This is a genomic window from Ruegeria sp. AL2 (assembly GCF_056540845.1).
This window is the reverse complement of the sequence record NZ_JBQFXM010000018.1, coordinates 12,468-27,934: the sequence shown is the minus strand read 5'-3', so window position 1 is coordinate 27,934 and position 15,467 is coordinate 12,468. Positions and strand designations below refer to the sequence as shown.

At 55.5% G+C, this 15,467-nt stretch carries 16 protein-coding genes; 6 read left to right on the top strand and 10 right to left on the bottom strand.

The features are described from left to right. Positions 1 to 69: 69 nt before the first annotated feature. Positions 70 to 444 (bottom strand): hypothetical protein, encoded by a 375-nt coding sequence (locus ACR0ID_RS17020; protein WP_480607269.1) that lies wholly within the window; start codon positions 442 to 444, stop codon positions 70 to 72. A gap of 466 nt (positions 445 to 910) precedes the next feature. On the opposite strand from ACR0ID_RS17020, the gene ACR0ID_RS17015 reads away from it, so the two are divergent. The 3 genes from ACR0ID_RS17015 (at position 911) to ACR0ID_RS17005 (ending at position 3,499) form a co-directional block, all read left to right on the top strand. Further along, on the top strand, positions 911 to 2,122 hold the full coding sequence (locus ACR0ID_RS17015; protein ID WP_480607267.1) for a M24 family metallopeptidase: 1,212 nt from the start codon (positions 911 to 913) through the stop codon (positions 2,120 to 2,122). Positions 2,123 to 2,125: 3 nt separating this feature from the next. Further along, positions 2,126 to 3,283, top strand: a complete 1,158-nt coding sequence (gene argE, locus ACR0ID_RS17010) for an acetylornithine deacetylase (protein ID WP_480607264.1) — start codon at positions 2,126 to 2,128, stop codon at positions 3,281 to 3,283. Between the two features lie 93 nt (positions 3,284 to 3,376). Then, positions 3,377 to 3,499 (top strand): hypothetical protein, encoded by a 123-nt coding sequence (locus ACR0ID_RS17005; RefSeq protein WP_480607261.1) that lies wholly within the window; start codon positions 3,377 to 3,379, stop codon positions 3,497 to 3,499. Between the two features lie 107 nt (positions 3,500 to 3,606). On the opposite strand, the gene ACR0ID_RS17000 is transcribed toward ACR0ID_RS17005, so the two are convergent. The 9 genes from ACR0ID_RS17000 to pcaQ all read right to left on the bottom strand — a co-directional run bounded on the left by ACR0ID_RS17000 (position 3,607) and on the right by pcaQ (position 13,023). Continuing rightward, complete coding sequence (locus ACR0ID_RS17000; protein ID WP_480607258.1) at positions 3,607 to 5,106, bottom strand: mannitol dehydrogenase family protein; 1,500 nt, start codon at positions 5,104 to 5,106, stop codon at positions 3,607 to 3,609. Then, complete coding sequence (locus tag ACR0ID_RS16995) at positions 5,106 to 5,879, bottom strand: L-iditol 2-dehydrogenase (RefSeq protein ID WP_480520850.1); 774 nt, start codon at positions 5,877 to 5,879, stop codon at positions 5,106 to 5,108. Before ACR0ID_RS16995 ends, ACR0ID_RS17000 begins: the two co-directional genes overlap by 1 nt. Further along, positions 5,876 to 6,880: an ABC transporter ATP-binding protein gene (locus ACR0ID_RS16990; protein ID WP_480607256.1), complete on the bottom strand. Its 1,005-nt coding sequence runs from the start codon at positions 6,878 to 6,880 to the stop codon at positions 5,876 to 5,878. Before ACR0ID_RS16990 ends, ACR0ID_RS16995 begins: the two co-directional genes overlap by 4 nt. A 12-nt stretch (positions 6,881 to 6,892) precedes the next feature. Beyond that, on the bottom strand, positions 6,893 to 7,723 hold the full coding sequence (locus ACR0ID_RS16985) for a carbohydrate ABC transporter permease (RefSeq protein ID WP_480477631.1): 831 nt from the start codon (positions 7,721 to 7,723) through the stop codon (positions 6,893 to 6,895). Between the two features lie 12 nt (positions 7,724 to 7,735). Continuing rightward, complete coding sequence (locus ACR0ID_RS16980; RefSeq protein ID WP_480477633.1) at positions 7,736 to 8,602, bottom strand: carbohydrate ABC transporter permease; 867 nt, start codon at positions 8,600 to 8,602, stop codon at positions 7,736 to 7,738. A 106-nt stretch (positions 8,603 to 8,708) separates the two neighbouring features. Further along, entirely contained in the window at positions 8,709 to 10,013 is a 1,305-nt protein-coding gene (locus ACR0ID_RS16975; protein ID WP_480477635.1) for an ABC transporter substrate-binding protein, read from the bottom strand. Between the two features lie 93 nt (positions 10,014 to 10,106). Then, the gene (locus tag ACR0ID_RS16970) at positions 10,107 to 11,132 is read right to left on the bottom strand and encodes a LacI family DNA-binding transcriptional regulator (RefSeq protein WP_480607253.1); all 1,026 of its coding nucleotides are present in this window, start codon (positions 11,130 to 11,132) and stop codon (positions 10,107 to 10,109) included. 197 nt (positions 11,133 to 11,329) lie between these two features. Continuing rightward, complete coding sequence (locus tag ACR0ID_RS16965) at positions 11,330 to 12,037, bottom strand: class II aldolase/adducin family protein (RefSeq protein ID WP_480607250.1); 708 nt, start codon at positions 12,035 to 12,037, stop codon at positions 11,330 to 11,332. 44 nt (positions 12,038 to 12,081) lie between these two features. Then, positions 12,082 to 13,023 (bottom strand): pca operon transcription factor PcaQ, encoded by a 942-nt coding sequence (gene pcaQ, locus ACR0ID_RS16960; protein ID WP_480607247.1) that lies wholly within the window; start codon positions 13,021 to 13,023, stop codon positions 12,082 to 12,084. A gap of 97 nt (positions 13,024 to 13,120) precedes the next feature. On the opposite strand from pcaQ, the gene pobA reads away from it, so the two are divergent. Genes pobA through pcaC form a run of 3 tightly spaced genes read left to right on the top strand, consistent with a single transcriptional unit; the run spans position 13,121 to position 15,448 of the window. Continuing rightward, entirely contained in the window at positions 13,121 to 14,290 is a 1,170-nt protein-coding gene (gene pobA, locus ACR0ID_RS16955) for a 4-hydroxybenzoate 3-monooxygenase (RefSeq protein ID WP_480520864.1), read from the top strand. Further along, positions 14,290 to 15,078, top strand: a complete 789-nt coding sequence (gene pcaD / locus ACR0ID_RS16950) for a 3-oxoadipate enol-lactonase (protein WP_480607244.1) — start codon at positions 14,290 to 14,292, stop codon at positions 15,076 to 15,078. Before pobA ends, pcaD begins: the two co-directional genes overlap by 1 nt. After that, positions 15,071 to 15,448: a 4-carboxymuconolactone decarboxylase gene (gene pcaC, locus ACR0ID_RS16945; RefSeq protein ID WP_480477645.1), complete on the top strand. Its 378-nt coding sequence runs from the start codon at positions 15,071 to 15,073 to the stop codon at positions 15,446 to 15,448. Before pcaD ends, pcaC begins: the two co-directional genes overlap by 8 nt. Positions 15,449 to 15,467: the final 19 nt, after the last annotated feature.

Sequence of the window (15,467 nt, the reverse complement as noted above, 5' to 3'; positions counted from 1 at the left end):
AGGTTCCGGCAGTTTGGCCACAGATATCGACTCTCGTTGACCCAAAGTCATTTTGGTAAGAATGGATAGCTATCTCTGACCGGTAGCTGAGGAAGTATCCTTGCGCATATCGCGAATGCAATCGTAACCCAGCCAGAATAAGACTGTCAGTGTGACCAGAAATACGTAAGGAAGCAGCGAGATATGCATAACCAACACGCCATAGAACATGGCGGCGTATGCGGCGATTTGGACTATCACCAACACACCCCACGCACCCATTCCCCAAAGATTGCGCGCATTCCCCTGACCGGTCGAGTTGCGCAGGCTCTGACACTCTGCCTCGTTCACCACGGGGGACGCGGCACGCGTCGAATTGAGAGTGCCGTTGGTGTCGAGCGCACTGGATCGACATGCATCGAAACAAGGGGCCGCCTCTCGACAGGCGGGCGCAGTGTGTAACATTGGTTGAGTCCTTGGACATCTGGGGTTTGGCAGCGAGCCTTCACTGTGCCTCAGGACAACTACCTCCCGCACCATGCCACCCACGAAATCAGGCGCCACCGTTGCCATCTTGCAATCATATCCAGCGGAGAAATGCCGATCCTCGCTCTGGCGCAGCATAAAACCGCACACATAGCCGAGAGACCCGTGAATACCGCGATCAGATGAGGTCTGAAGAGCTATTTCGTGACCCTCGGTGACTCACGGCTTTTGGCGCGGTTCCGGAAGCGCGCTATCCGCTGAACTGGGACCTTCGCGTGCATCCAGCGCTCCATTCTACGGCGTCCTTCGATGCTGAGTGCGACTACTCTGTTCCCATACCGGGATCGCCCCATCAGATAATCCATTGGTTTCTAACAGGAGTCGCGGTTCAGGTATCGCTCACAAGTTCATTTGTGTACAAATTGGTAAGATTGCGCTCAAGTACATGTCAGATTCAGCCTCCGAGGATGCCATGCCAATTGAACACGCCCCCTTCAGCCAGGCGGAATATGACCGTAGGATCGCCAGGACCCGAAGCGCTATGGAAAAAGCGGGGTTAGAGCTGCTGTTTGTCACCGACCCTTCGAACCAGGCTTGGCTGACTGGCTATGATGGTTGGTCCTTTTACGTGCATCAGGGCGTATTGCTCGGCATGGAAGGTGAGCCGATTTGGTGGGGACGCCAGATGGATGCATTGGGTGGGTTGCGCACTTGCTGGATGTCCAAGGACAACATTCGCGGCTATGAAGACCACTACGTTCAATCAACCGTACGCCATCCTATGCAGGATCTGGCAGGCCACATTCGCGCGCTCGGGCTGGGTACAACCCGCATCGGCGTTGAGATGGAGAACTATTACTATTCCGCAAAGGCACACGAGGTTTTGGGCACGGAATTGCCCGAAGCGACGCTGGTGGATGCGACGGCACTGGTAAACTGGCAGCGTCTGATCAAGTCGGAAGAAGAAATTGTATTTATTCGCAAGGCGGCCCGGATTTCGGAAAAAGTAATCCAAACGGCCATTGATCGCGCTGCAGTGGGAGTGCGCAAGAACGACCTTGTCGCAGATATCTTTCATGCCGGGATTACCGGGGTTGAGGATGATTGGGGGGATTACCCAGCCATTGTCCCTTTGACACCCTCAGGGCTGGATGCCACAGCCGCGCACCTGACATGGAATGGCGCACCGATGAAGAAGGGTGAGGCAACATTTTTCGAACTATCAGGCTGCTATCGGCGGTACCACGCTCCGCTTTGCCGCACGGTTTATCTTGGCACTCCGCCGCCAGAAATGCGGGACGCGGAACGCGCGCAGATCGAAGGGATAGCGGCGGGTTTAGAGGCTGCACGGGCTGGCAATCGGACAAGCGACATTGCAACCGCTTTTCTTAAGGTTCTTGCCCGTCACGGACTCGAACGGGAGGGGCGCATGGGATACCCTATCGGCCTGAGCTATCCGCCAGATTGGGGCGAACGGACAGCGTCGATCCGCGCCGAAGACGAGACCATTCTGCAACCGGGCATGGTTTTCCATTTCATGCCTGCGTTGTGGATGGACAGCTGGGGCCTTGAGACCACGGAAACCATTCTTATCACTGAAAACGGCCCCGCTGAAGCCCTATGCAATATCGAGCGAAAGCTCTTTGTGAAAGACTAAGCCTTGAGCACCCTCGAAGACGCCAAGACCCTGCTGGGCGAACTGATCAGCTTCCCCACGGTTTCGTCAGACAGTAACCTGGACATGATCAAGCACCTCGCGGACCGGTTGAGCGATTGCGGTGCAGAGGTGGAAATATGGCATGACGAAACCGGCACCAAAGCCAATCTTTTTGCCTCATTGGGCCCCAAGCGCGACGGTGGTATCGTCCTATCAGGCCATTCCGATGTGGTGCCTGTTACGGATCAGGACTGGTCCTCGGACCCATTCGTGATGGAGGAGCGGGACGGCAAGTGGTTTGGTCGCGGCACCTGCGATATGAAAGGGTTTATCGCGGCGGCAGTCGTCATGGCCCCGTATTACGCAAAGCTGGATCTTCAGCGTCCATTGCATTTCGCCTTTACATATGATGAAGAAATCGGCTGTTTTGGCGCGCAGGCTTTGGCCAAGACCCTGCGGAAGAAAGCGATCAAACCCGCTGTGGTCATCATCGGGGAACCCACCTCGATGCGCATCATCGAGGGCCATAAGGGCTGCTATGAATATACAGCGCATTTTACCGGGTTCGAAGGCCATGGCTCGGCCCCCGAGCGCGGTGTAAACGCCGTCGAATACGCGGTGCAATACGTCTCGAAACTGCTGACGCTGAAGGCTGATTTGCAAGGGAGAGCACCGGCAAACAGCCCGTTCGACCCACCATGGACGACAATAAATACCGGTACGTTGGTGGGCGGGGTGGCCCATAATGTGATCCCCGGTAAGGCGCGGGTCGATTGGGAGATGCGACCAGTGCAAAAGGCGGATGCGGATTACGTCAAAGACGAACTGCACCGGTTTTGCGCGCAAACCCTGATCCCGGCAATGCAGGCTATTCACCCCGATGCTGGTATCAAGACCGAAATTATCGGTGAGGTCGACGGGCTAGAACCAAAGGACGACAACGAGGCCCGTGACCTTGTGATGGAACTGACAGGGGCAAACGGAGCCGACGTTGTACCCTTCGGTACCGAGGCCGGGATATTCCAGCAGTTGGGGATGAACGTCGTTGTCTGCGGTCCCGGATCAATCGATCAGGCGCATAAACCGGATGAATACGTCTCGGTCGAACAGATGGCCCAGTGCCTTGATATGCTTCGGCGGTTATCTTCGAAGCTGGAGTAGATGATGACCTCGGTCCGCGCGGTATCGATATTCTGGTTGGGTGCACCGGTTCTGTTCGTGCTGTTCTGGGCGGGTGGCTAAAGTTTTGCCAAGATGGCGCTGCCCTATGTGGAACCGATGACCATGCTTGCGATCCGTTATGGTCTGGCTGTTCTGTGTCTTCTGCCGCTGCTGGCGGTGTTCCGCCCTGCCCTGCCGCGTGATCACTCGAAATGACCCGGTACCGGCTAGCACAGTGCAATACTCATTCTTTTTTGTCGTGATATTTCCCATCACCATGACCAGCGAAACGATAGAAACCACCTGAACCGAGATCACAACCGTCAGGAAAGCGCATTCACATAGCTTTTGATCGTCGACCGGCATCCGTGCTGCCAGATCCGTGGCAACCAGCGTGTGAAGGATTCTGCGAACTGCGTTTCACGGCCAGTACTTCCGTACAGGTTTGCTACCTCAAGCCACTTTTCGGGCCGTCCCCTGGCGGCAAGGGCCGCACTCTGCAATTCGCTCCAGATGGGATCATTGGACGCAATCTCTGATCCATCCTCACGCAGACCGGCGCACATACGGCACCAGAAAGCTTCAACCAGCGCCAGCCCAGTAACAGATGTACCCGAGGCCAGAGCATCGCGAATGGACGGAAGCAAGAAACCGGGGTGGCGTGCAGACCCATCAAAGGCCACGCGTCGCGTGGTATCGTGAATAGCCGTATTCGAAAATCTGCGTTTAACCAGATCCAGATACTGTTCCGGTGTCATCCTAGGAACCGCACTGGCATGAGGAAGAATTTCTTCGGTCTGGACTTTCAGGAAGAATGCCGAAATTTCCCGGTCGTTCATGCAGTCCGAGATTGTGGGGATGTTCAGAACCTCGCCCACATTCGCCAGAATCTGGTGCCCGCCATTCAGAATACGCAGTTTCAGTGTTTCATATGCGTGTACGTCCTTGGTGATCGTAACGCCGACATTCTCCAACATTGGCCGCCCGGCGCAGAAATCATCCTCAATCACCCATTGGCGGAAATTCTCGTGTGACACCGGAACGCAGTCTTCAATTCCTAGGGCTCGAGCCTGCGACCGAACTTGATCAGAGGTGGCGGGAACAATGCAATCCACCATTGAATTCGGAAACGCCCCGTTCTGATCGATCCAATCCGCAAGATCAGGGTCCGTCCGGCGCGCCAGTTCAACAACACAGTTGCGCAAGATAGTACCGTTGCCCTGAAGGTTGTCACAACTTAATGCCGTAAAGGGCAGATGCCCGGCGGCACGGCGGTTGCCAAGTGCCGCCACAATGGCACCAAAGACCGTGCGAGGCTGTTGCGGGTTTTGCACGTCGTGTCGAATATCATCGTGATCCACGTCGAAAACACCCGACTTGGCATCCAGAAAATAGCCACCTTCCGTTACGGTAAGGGACACGATCCGAATGGCGGGATCGGACATTTTCCGGATCAGAGGCGCATTTTCGGGTTCAATGGGCAGATAGTCCATCAACGGACCGATGACTTCGGCCGAAACACCGGACGGGTCAAGCTCGATCAAAGTTGTCAGACAGTCCTGCCCAATCAGCTTTTCGCGCATGTCCGCGTCATAAGCCCGAACGCCCGCCCCGATGATCGCCCAGTCCAGGGCCTGCCCTTTTTGCATCAGCCTGTGGATGTACCACGCCTGATGCGCACGGTGAAAATTCCCAAGCCCAATATGAACAATTCCAGGGGTCAGGTCTTCACGCCGGTATCCGGGTATTTTGACATCCGCAGGAAGCGATCCGAGGCGTTCGAGGCACAGCTCTACCGGTGTTATGTCCGCCAAAGGGGTCATCAGCTCATCCAGTTTCCGCCATCGACATTGTAAGTCTGGGCCACGATGTATTCCGCTTCATCAGACGCCAAAAACACCGCCATCCCGGTTAAATCCTCGGCCCGTCCCATACGGCCGAACGGTACCGCTGATGCAACTTCACGCTTCTTCTGCCCCGGTTTTTTATTTTCGTACTTCGCAAAGAAGGCGTCGACGCCGTCCCAATGCTCTCCATCAACAACACCGGGTGAGATCGCATTCACATTTATCCCGTGAGCGATCAGATTGAGCCCCGCTGACTGCGTCAAAGATATTACGGCAGCCTTGCTGGCGCAGTAAACGGCGACCAAAGGTTCGCCACGCCGACCAGCCTGTGAGGCCAGATTTATGATCCGGCCTTTGACATTGGCGTCGATCATGTGCCGCGCAACGGTCTGCATTGTAAACAAGGTGCCCGAAACATTGATATCAAAAACGCGCTGGTAATCGGAGCGGTCGATTTCGATGATTGGCGCTGCTGAGAAAACGGCAGCATTGTTGATCAGAATGTCAATCTGGCCGAACTGATCCACTGCGCGCGCAACAGCAATGTCGATGCTGTCCTGATCAACAACATTCATTTCGACCGCCATTGCAGCGTCACCGATTTCCGAGGCTGCGGATTGCGCCCGCGCGAAATCTATGTCGGCAATGGCCACACGCGCACCTTCGGCGACGTAAGCTTTTGCGAAGGCCAGCCCGATTCCACGCGCAGCACCAGTGATAAGCGCGGTTTTTCCGTCCAGTCGCTTCATTCGATCCGCAGCCCTTGCGCGTCAAAACGATGAAGCACGTCGGCACGTGGTGTCAGGTAGATGCGGTCGCCATGCCTAAATCCAACCTCTCCGTCTGCTCGCACCGTGATTGTTTCCGCCAGACCGGTTTCATGTATGTGGAAAAACGTATCTGATCCAAGATGCTCGGACACGCCTACAACACCGCTCCAGGTTCCGTCGCTCTCGGACACAGCAATATGTTCGGGGCGGATGCCGATTGTATGTGCGCCGTGTTTTGCAGCTTCTTCGCCTTCGATAAAGTTCATCCTGGGCGAACCGATGAACCCGGCGACAAAAAGGTTTCGTGGCGTACGATACAGGTCCAGCGGGCTTCCGACCTGCTCGATCACACCAGCCTGAAGCACGACGATCTTGTCGGCCATCGTCATTGCTTCAACCTGATCATGGGTCACATAGATCATGGTGGTCGCCAGCCGTTCGTGCAACTCGCTGATCTCCAACCGCATGCCAACGCGCAGCGCAGCGTCCAGGTTGGACAGCGGCTCATCGAACAAGAACGCTGCGGGTTCACGGACAATGGCACGCCCGATAGCAACGCGCTGACGCTGGCCACCGGACAGCTGGCCGGGGCGGCGATCCAGATAGTCGGTCAGGTTCAGAACCTGCGCGGCCCCTTTCACACGTTTGTCGATTTCGGCCTGATCCAGTTTTGCCATGCGCAAGGGAAAGGCGATGTTCTTGCGAACGGACATGTGCGGATACAAGGCATAGGACTGGAACACCATCGCCAGACCGCGTTTTGCGGGTGGTACGTTTGTCGCGTCGGCCCCGTCAATGTCGATGGAACCTGACGTGATGTCCTCCAACCCCGCAATCAGACGCAGCAAAGTGGACTTGCCGCAACCCGATGGCCCGACGAACACCGTGAACTCTCCGTCTTCGATGGTCAGATCCAGTGGCGGGATAACCTGCACGTCGCCAAAGCTTTTGGTCACGGACCTGAGTTGAATACGTCCCATGATAAGTTTTCCTTATTTCACAGCGCCAAAAGTCAGGCCGCGGACAAGTTGTTTCTGGCTAAACCAGCCAAGGATCAGGATCGGTGCAATCGCCATTGTCGAAGCCGCGCTGAGCTTGGCAAAGAACAGGCCCTCGGGGCTGGAATAGCTGGCGATAAATGCGGTCAGCGGGGCCGCGTCAACGGCTGTCAGGTTGAGGGTCCAGAACGCCTCGTTCCAGGCAAGAATGAAGTTCAGCAAAACAGTCGAAGCGATGCCCGGTACAGCCATGGGTGTCAGGATGTGCAGGATTTCCTCTTTCAGTGTCGCCCCGTCCATCCGTGCGGCTTCAAGGATTTCACCGGGAATTTCACGGAAGTAGGTGTAGAGCATCCAGACGATGATCGGCAAGTTGATCAGCATCAACACGACGACCAGTCCACCTCGTGTATCAAGCAGCCCCAGACGGATGAACAGCAGGTAGATCGGGTAAAGGACACCGACTGCCGGCAACATCTTGGTAGAGAGCATCCAAAGCAGAATGTCCTTTGTTCGTTTCGAAGGAACGAACGCCATTGCCCATGCTGCCGGTACGGCAATGATCACACCCAACAGGGTTGACCCACCTGCAATGATGACCGAGTTCCAAAGGAAACGCATGTAATTCGAGCGTTCCTGTACGACAGCATAGTTCTCAAGCGTCCAGTCAAAGTTCAGGAACAGTGGCGGGCTCGCAATGGCCTGCGCTTCGGTTTTGAAGCTGGTCAGGATCGTCCAGAGGATCGGGAAAAAGATCAGCAGACCGACGGCCCAAGCCAGGGCTGTGTTCAGCGACTTGCGTTGGATTGTGACGGAGCGGGCCATGGTTTTATCTCCTCACGCGTCCAGGTTCTTGCCGACAATGCGCATCAGGAAGACCGCAACGATATTGGCGAGAATGATTGCATAGACACCTCCGGCTGATCCGAGACCGATATTCTGGCTTTCCAAAACGCGCTGGAAGATCAGGTAGGTGAGTGTACGGGTGCCGAACGCGCCACCTGTGGTGACGAAAATCTCGGCAAAGATCGAAAGCAGAAAGATTGTCTGGATCAGGATTACGATTGTGATTGCACGGCTCAGGTGCGGCAGAATGATGTGGTAGAACCGCTTGAGCGGCGGCGCACCGTCCATTTCAGCAGCTTCCAGTTGCTCACTGTCCAGCGACTGGATTGCGGTCAAAAGGATCAGTGTCGCAAATGGCAGCCATTGCCACGACACAATCATGACAATTGAGGTCATTGAAGCTTCGGACAACCACGAGACCGGTTCAGCCCCGAAAAAGCGCCACAGATGGGCCAGCAACCCGTTGACCGGGTCCATGAACATGTTTTTCCAGACCAGAGCCGAAACGGTCGGCATAACGAAGAATGGCGCAATGACTAGGATGCGCACCACCCCCTGGCCCCACATCGGTTGATCTAAAAGCATCGCCAGCAGGATGCCCAGAATGACCGTAATCGCCAACACGCCGAGAACAATGACAAGCGTTGCCTGAACGGCGGGCCAGAACGAACTGGACGAAACAAATCGGATATAGTTGTCGAAACCCACCCATCCGAGATCACCGCCCCGCAGGGGAAGATACTTCTTGAAGGAAAAATACAGGGTCATCGTCAGCGGCACGAGCATCCAGCCAAGCAGCAGCACCACTGCGGGTGCCATCATCAGGCGTGCAACTGATCTGGAATGTTGAGTTGCCATTGCGCAAGACCTCTCTGTTCAGGCGTAAGACAGCCTGCGAGAAAAACACGAATTGTGGAAGTGGGAGCAGGGGACAGAAGATCTGCCCCCCGCTGGGAAGGTTGCCTCAGTACCCTGCGGCTTCCATCTCTTCTGCTGTGAAGGCCTGCGCTTTGGCAAGCGCCTCATCCACTGTTTGCTGCCCGGCATAAACGGCCGAGAATTCCTGACTTACCTGTGTGGCAATCCCTGCAAATTCCGGAATGGCCACGAATTGGACACCGGTATAGGGCGTCGGCTGCACACAGCAATTCTGCGGGTCAGCCTTCAGGATCGATTCCAGAGTCATTTTTGCGAATGGGACTGCCTTGTAGTTGTCATTCTCATAAAGCGAGGTCCGCGCGCCCGGAGGTACATTGGCCCACCCTTCGTTTTCTGCCACCAGCTCGATGTAGTCTTTCGAGGTTGCCCATTCGATGAACTGCTTGGCCGCATCTTCCCGCTGAGTTCCCGCCGGGATCGCCAGCGCCCAAGCCCAAAGCCAATTGGCGTGCTTGTCGACGCCTTCCGAATTTGGTGCAAGTGCGAAGCCAACTTTGTCAGCTACGGTTGAGTCTTCCGGATTTGTCACAAAAGACGCGGCAACGGTGGCGTCAATCCACATGCCGCACTTGCCTTGCTGGAACAAAGACAGGTTCTCGTTGAAACCGTTAGTGGCATAGCCAGCCGGGCCGGATTCACTCATCATGTCGACGAAGAACGTCAGCGCCTCTTTCCACTCGGGCTGATCGAACTGGGGCTTCCAGTTTTCATCAAACCAGCGCGCACCGAAGGAATTGCCGGTTACGGTGATAAAGGCACCACCTTCACCCCAGCCCGCCTTACCGCGCAGGCAGATGCCGTTGATGTCGTTGTCGCGATCAGTCATGGCAGCCGCAGCTTCACGGATGAATTGCCATGTTGGTGCTTCTGGCATTTCCAGACCGGCCTTTTCCATCAGGTCGGTGCGGTACATGATCATCGAGCTTTCGCCATAAAAAGGCGCAGCATAAAGCGTGCCATCATGGCTCAACCCGCCTGCCATCGCAGGCAGCAGATCACCAACATCATATTCATCGGACAAACCGTCCAGCGGTACCAGCCAGCCGTTCGCACCCCAGATCGGGGTTTCGTACATGCCGATGGTCATGATGTCGAACTGACCGCCTTTGGTGGTGATGTCGGTCGTGACGCGCTGACGCAAAACGTTTTCTTCCAACGTCACCCATTCGACATCAATGCCTGTCGCATTGGTGAAGTTGTCTGTGTAGCCCTGCATCCGGATCATGTCACCATTGTTGACGGTCGCGATCGTGATGGTTTCCGCTTGGGCTGCTGCCGTAACGACGAAAGTCAACGCAGTCGCCGCACGAAGTGCGTTCTTCAAATACATCCCTGTCCTCCCTGAGCTTGGATGCTGTACAGAGACCCTAGTTTATAAATTGTCGCGGCGTCAATATAAACTTTACGCGCGTTAACTTTTAGTTCATGCAGATTCCCTCAAGACAAGCCGTGCCGGAAATAGAGTTTCCGTCCGATCGTCAAATTTTCCCCCGCTTTCAATGAGTTCAAACAAGGTATCCACACTGCGCCCAGCCACGTTGTCATAATCATGCGCAGCTGTTGTCAGCGATGGGCACGTAAATTTTGCAAAGGGGTGGTCGTCATTTGATGCGACGCGGAGTGAGCAATCTTCTTTTCGCCCAACCCGAATCCCCTGCTCATAACAGGCTGCCAGAAATCCGATCGCAAGGCGGTCATTGCTGCACAAAACCGAGTTCGTCCTGAGAGCGCCTTTCTCCAACACTCTCAAAGCACCTTGATGCCCAATCTCTTCAAACGCCCAGCCTTCGCCATCAATTTTAATGACATCGGGCTCGAACCCCAGACGTTCCATAACCTCTATATATGCCTTGCGTCGCTTGTTGGCGTTTGGGTTTGCTGGCGTGCGCATTTCAAAGAAAGACGGAGGTTCACCCGTCCGGGTCATGTATTCCACGGTTTGGGACACAAAACTGAAATTGTCCGATCCTATAAAGGCTGCACCCAAACCTTCGAGGTTGCTGTCAAACAGAACCGTTGGCACCTCGGCGCAAAATTTCTCGATGTGAGCGCGGTCCGACCCGCGACCCAAAGGGGCAAAAAGTACTCCGGCCGGCTTGAGCGACCGCAGGCTGTCGAGTATTTCGTTCTCGAGTTCCTGCTCACCGTGCGAGCTGAATAGAGATGGACGATACCCGGCGGCAATACAGCTCTGCTCAAGGTATCTGGCCATCTCGGCAAAAAACGGATCGGCTAGATAGGGAACAACGATGCCGATATTCTTGGTCAGCTTTCGATTCTGGTTCACCGCATAGATATTCGGACGGTAATCGAACTTTTCCAAAGCTTCTTCGATACGCGCCCGCGTAGAGGAACGAACGCTTTCCGGGTCGTGAAAATATTTGGAAACCGTTGGCCGAGAAATCCCGCTCAGGGCCGCGAACTCCTCCATATTTCTTATTTTTGCCATACCTACCCGCTTGCGGAACTCTTTCGCTTTGACCTTACATCTTCTTTACGCGCGGCAATAAATCAATAGGCTGCCGTATCCGCGCGAATGGTAAGACGCGTGGCGCCAACGCCGAACAGCCGAAAACCTCCTGATCAAGTCGCGGCGTTTTGGACTTGAGCCCAATATATCGACCCCCAGCGCAACCACCTTGGTCGTCAGGTCTGTTCAGGCTCATTTTGCTTCCCGGCAGTACCTTCTGCGACGTCCTTGTAGTCGTCATGAATGCCGTAAGAAGCGAAACCGGATAGCGTTTCAGAAATCTGTTCATCGGTCAGGATTACCGGACCGAGGGCCAAGGAAAGGTAATATTGCCGGGCAATGGTTTCCAGCTCAACCGCGCGCCACATGGCCTTGTCCAGGTCCTCACCCATGGCAATGGACCCATGATTGCCAAGCAAACAGGCGGTTCGGTCTTGCAGCGCTTCGATCGCCAGCTCCGACAGATCGGGCGTTCCAAAGCGCGCATAGGGTGCGCAGCGAACATTAGTACCACCGAAAGCCGCGACCATGTAATGCGCTGCCGGGATCTCTTTGTGTGCAATCGCCAGCGCCGTGCAATAGGTCGGATGTGCATGGACAACAGCGCCCATATCGGGGCGGGTCTTGAGGATGTCGAAGTGGAACCGCCATTCGGTCGAAGGTTTGAGCGGGCCATCCCAAGTCCCATAGTCTCCATCAAATGGCATTGAGACGATCATCTCTGGGGTCAGCTTGTCATATGGCGTCGCCGAAGGTGTGATCAGCATCCGGTTCTCGTATCGGGCCGAGATATTGCCGGATGTTCCCTGGCTAAGACCACTGGAATTCAGAAAAAGGCATTTCTCGATAATCGCCTCACGGATTCCGCGTTCCTTGTCATCCATCTTGTGCTCCTGTCCTCGCGCCACTCCGGCAGAATGGACCAGCCTTAGTTATCAGAGGTCGCACCATCAGGCGACAAGCCCAACCTCGCAATTGCATTGTCCAAAGCCAACCCGAAAACCTGCGCCTGAGGTGACAGGACCTGGTCAGGCCGACGCATCAGCCCAACGGGCCCGCGTGTGATCGACGCATCAAACGGCAGCGCTACAAGGTGGCCATCGCTGATTTCATTGGCGACCACCCCTGCCGAGATAATCCAGATCGCATCGGTCTGTCGGGTATACACCCGTCCGAAAGCACCCGAGACAGTTTCCAGACGATCTTCGATTTCACCAATCCCATGCGCGATCATGAGGCGATCCACCAAGGGCCGGATTGCCGATCCTTCAGGTGGATAAAGCACTTGCCACTCGGTAATCCGCCTGAGATCGGGGGCTTTCAGCAGCGGGTGATCCGCGCGCACGACGAAGACGACCTTCTCCTCGTAAAGCTGGGTAAAGGAAATGCCCTGCATGGTTTCAGGGCGACCCAAACGCCCGATAACAAGCTCCAGGTCGCCCAGACGAAGACGCTCCATCAAATGGCCATGTGGACCGTCGAAAACGCTCAGTCGGGCATTGCCCGCAAGTTCGGAAAACTCGGTGGCAACGGCTGGCATCAAACGGGCCGCAACCGAAGGCAGCACCCCGACCCGAAGACTGGCCCTGCCGCGCGCTTCGATCTGCTCTACACCAGAAAAGCCCTGCTGCAAAGCGGCCAGCGACATTTCGGCGAAATGCAGAAACACTTCGCCCTGCCGCGTCAGAGAAACACCGGATCGGTTACGGGACAACAGCACAGTGCCCAGAATATCCTCAAGCTCCTTAAGCGTCTTGGATATCGCCGGTTGCGTGAGAAACAGCTTCTCTGCCGCAACTTTCAGGCTTTTCTCGCGACATATCTCAATAAAACATTGAATATGCCTAACTTTGATGCGGCGATCTATCATTACTTTCCAATTATAGCAACTAAGTCCAAGCAGAACTCATTTTACATATCGAGAAATGACGTTCAATTATTAGACACGCGAAATCAGGAGAGCCAACATGCGCGTTCAGGTCGCGATCATCGGCGGTGGACCTTCAGGTCTTTTGCTCAGCCAGTTGTTGCACCGCAACGGCATAGACACCATCGTGTTAGAGCGCAAAACCAGGGAATATGTTCTGGGTCGCATTCGCGCTGGCATTCTGGAAACCGGTTTTGTGGAGCTGATGCGCGAAGCCGGTGTAGCAGATCGGATGGACAAGGAGTGTTTTGTCCATGACGGCACAGTGATCTCGTATGGCGATATCGAATTCGGCATCAACTTTAAAGAGCTGACGGGCAAACATGTGGTTGTTTACGGACAAACGGAAGTAACCCGCGACCTGTATGATGTACGCGATGCGATGGGCGGCAAGATTGCTTTTAACGTCGATGATCTTCAGATTCATGGGGCTGACAGCGATGCACCTTATGTGACGTATCAAGCGGATGGGACCGGACACCGGATTGATTGCGATTTTGTCGCCGGGTGCGACGGGTTTCATGGGGTGTCGCGTCAAACCATCCCGCTGACCGTGCGCCGGGAATACGAAAAGGTCTATCCGTTTGGCTGGCTGGGTGTTTTGTCCGAAACACCCCCGGTCCATGACGAACTGATCTATGCCGGGTCGGAGCGCGGTTTTGCGCTTTGTTCCATGCGCAATGAGAACCTCAGCCGTTACTACATTCAATGCTCGCTGTCTGACAGTGCCGATGACTGGACTGATCAAGCCTTCTGGCAGGAGCTGAAACGCAGGATTCCCGCGCAATATGCTGAGACACTGATCACCGGGCCATCGGTCGAAAAATCAATTGCAGCGCTGCGGTCTTTTGTGACCGAACCAATGCGCTGGGGCCGTTTGTTCCTGTGTGGGGATGCCGCGCATATCGTGCCCCCCACCGGGGCCAAGGGGCTTAACACGGCGGCAAGCGACATCCACTATCTGCACAACGCCCTGCTGCAATTCTATAAAGACCACGACAGCGAAGGCATCGACCGCTATTCCGAAAAAGCGTTGGCCCGAATTTGGAAAGCCGAGCGGTTCAGTTGGTCCACGACCAACCTGTTGCACCGTTTTCCGGAACAGAACGGCTTTGACCTGAAAATGCAGAAGGCTGACATTGATTTCCTGCGCGAAAACAAAGAGGCCCAATCGGTGTTTGCACAAAACTACGTCGGGCTGCCCTACTGATGCAGATTGCGGCGCTGGATAACATTCACCTGCATTGGCGTGAGGATGGCGATCCAGATGGCACGCCTGTGGTGTTTGCCAACTCGCTGGGAACTGACCTGCGCCTTTGGTACAAAGTTTTGCCCTTACTGCCCAAGGGGCTGCGCCTGATCCGGTTCGATCTGCGTGGTCACGGCCTGTCGGAATGCCCTCAGGCGCTTTACAGCTTGGCTGAGCTGACAGATGACGCCGAGGCGTTGCTTGACCATATCGGGGTTCGCGACACGGTGTTTGTCGGCCTGTCGATTGGCGGCATGATCGGTCAGGCGCTGGCTTCGCGCCGACCAGACCTGATCCGCGCCCTTGTTCTTTCCAACACCGCCGCAAAAATGGGGACGGCCCAGATGTGGCGTGACCGGATGGGCGCAATCCGATCGTCCGGCATCGAGTCTGTGGCTGACGCAATTCTGGACCGTTGGTTTGCAGCGGGTTTCAGGGCAACCGATAACGTGCTGCTTTGGCGCAACATGCTGGTGCGTACCCCTGTTTCTGGGTACCTGGGATGCTGCAACGCGATTTCAAATGTTGATCTTGAATCCATGACCTGGGCGCTGCGATTGCCAGTTCTGGCCATCGCCGGATCAGATGACCGCGCCTGCCCGCCCGAACTGGTCCAGCAGACCTGTGCTATGATCCCCGGGGCGCGCTATGCCGAAATACCCAACACCGGGCACCTGCCATGCGTGGAAGCCCCCGCCACCTATGCTGAACACTTGTCCGCATTCCTGATGGAGAACCGCAATGAGTGACAAATACGCGTCCGGTATGCGAGTGCGGCGCAGAATTCTGGGCGATGCCCATGTGGATCGTGCCGAAGCCGCCAAATCTGATCTGGACGGTCCATTTCAGACGCTTATCACCGAAGGCGCGTGGGGCACTGTCTGGGCTTCGGACGGGATCAGCGACCGTGAGAGATCCATGCTGACGCTGGCTTTGCTGGCTGCGTTGGGCAATTTCGAAGAAATCCCGATGCATATCCGCGCCACAGCCCGTACCGGCGCCAGCAAGCAGGATGTACTTGAAGCGTTTCAGCACGTCGCGATTTACGCGGGCGTACCACGCGCCAATCAGGCCCTCAGGCTGGCAAAACAAACGTATGACGAAATGGAACAGGACTGAATGGGAAACGCGCAGAAAC

What these genes read in the sequence shown, in the direction of transcription:
- ACR0ID_RS17020 (WP_480607269.1), bottom strand. Translation starts at nt 444, where the DNA reads ATGTTACACACTGCGCCCGCCTGTCGAGAGGCGGCCCCTTGTTTCGAT.
- ACR0ID_RS17015 (WP_480607267.1), top strand. Translation starts at nt 911, where the DNA reads ATGTCAGATTCAGCCTCCGAGGATGCCATGCCAATTGAACACGCCCCC.
- ACR0ID_RS17005 (WP_480607261.1), top strand. Translation starts at nt 3,377, where the DNA reads ATGGCGCTGCCCTATGTGGAACCGATGACCATGCTTGCGATCCGTTAT.
- ACR0ID_RS17000 (WP_480607258.1), bottom strand. Translation starts at nt 5,106, where the DNA reads ATGACCCCTTTGGCGGACATAACACCGGTAGAGCTGTGCCTCGAACGC.
- ACR0ID_RS16995 (WP_480520850.1), bottom strand. Translation starts at nt 5,879, where the DNA reads ATGAAGCGACTGGACGGAAAAACCGCGCTTATCACTGGTGCTGCGCGT.
- ACR0ID_RS16990 (WP_480607256.1), bottom strand. Translation starts at nt 6,880, where the DNA reads ATGGGACGTATTCAACTCAGGTCCGTGACCAAAAGCTTTGGCGACGTG.
- ACR0ID_RS16985 (WP_480477631.1), bottom strand. Translation starts at nt 7,723, where the DNA reads ATGGCCCGCTCCGTCACAATCCAACGCAAGTCGCTGAACACAGCCCTG.
- ACR0ID_RS16980 (WP_480477633.1), bottom strand. Translation starts at nt 8,602, where the DNA reads ATGGCAACTCAACATTCCAGATCAGTTGCACGCCTGATGATGGCACCC.
- ACR0ID_RS16975 (WP_480477635.1), bottom strand. Translation starts at nt 10,013, where the DNA reads ATGTATTTGAAGAACGCACTTCGTGCGGCGACTGCGTTGACTTTCGTC.
- ACR0ID_RS16970 (WP_480607253.1), bottom strand. Translation starts at nt 11,132, where the DNA reads ATGGCAAAAATAAGAAATATGGAGGAGTTCGCGGCCCTGAGCGGGATT.
- ACR0ID_RS16965 (WP_480607250.1), bottom strand. Translation starts at nt 12,037, where the DNA reads ATGGATGACAAGGAACGCGGAATCCGTGAGGCGATTATCGAGAAATGC.
- pcaQ (WP_480607247.1), bottom strand. Translation starts at nt 13,023, where the DNA reads ATGATAGATCGCCGCATCAAAGTTAGGCATATTCAATGTTTTATTGAG.
- pobA (WP_480520864.1), top strand. Translation starts at nt 13,121, where the DNA reads ATGCGCGTTCAGGTCGCGATCATCGGCGGTGGACCTTCAGGTCTTTTG.
- pcaD (WP_480607244.1), top strand. Translation starts at nt 14,290, where the DNA reads ATGCAGATTGCGGCGCTGGATAACATTCACCTGCATTGGCGTGAGGAT.
- pcaC (WP_480477645.1), top strand. Translation starts at nt 15,071, where the DNA reads ATGAGTGACAAATACGCGTCCGGTATGCGAGTGCGGCGCAGAATTCTG.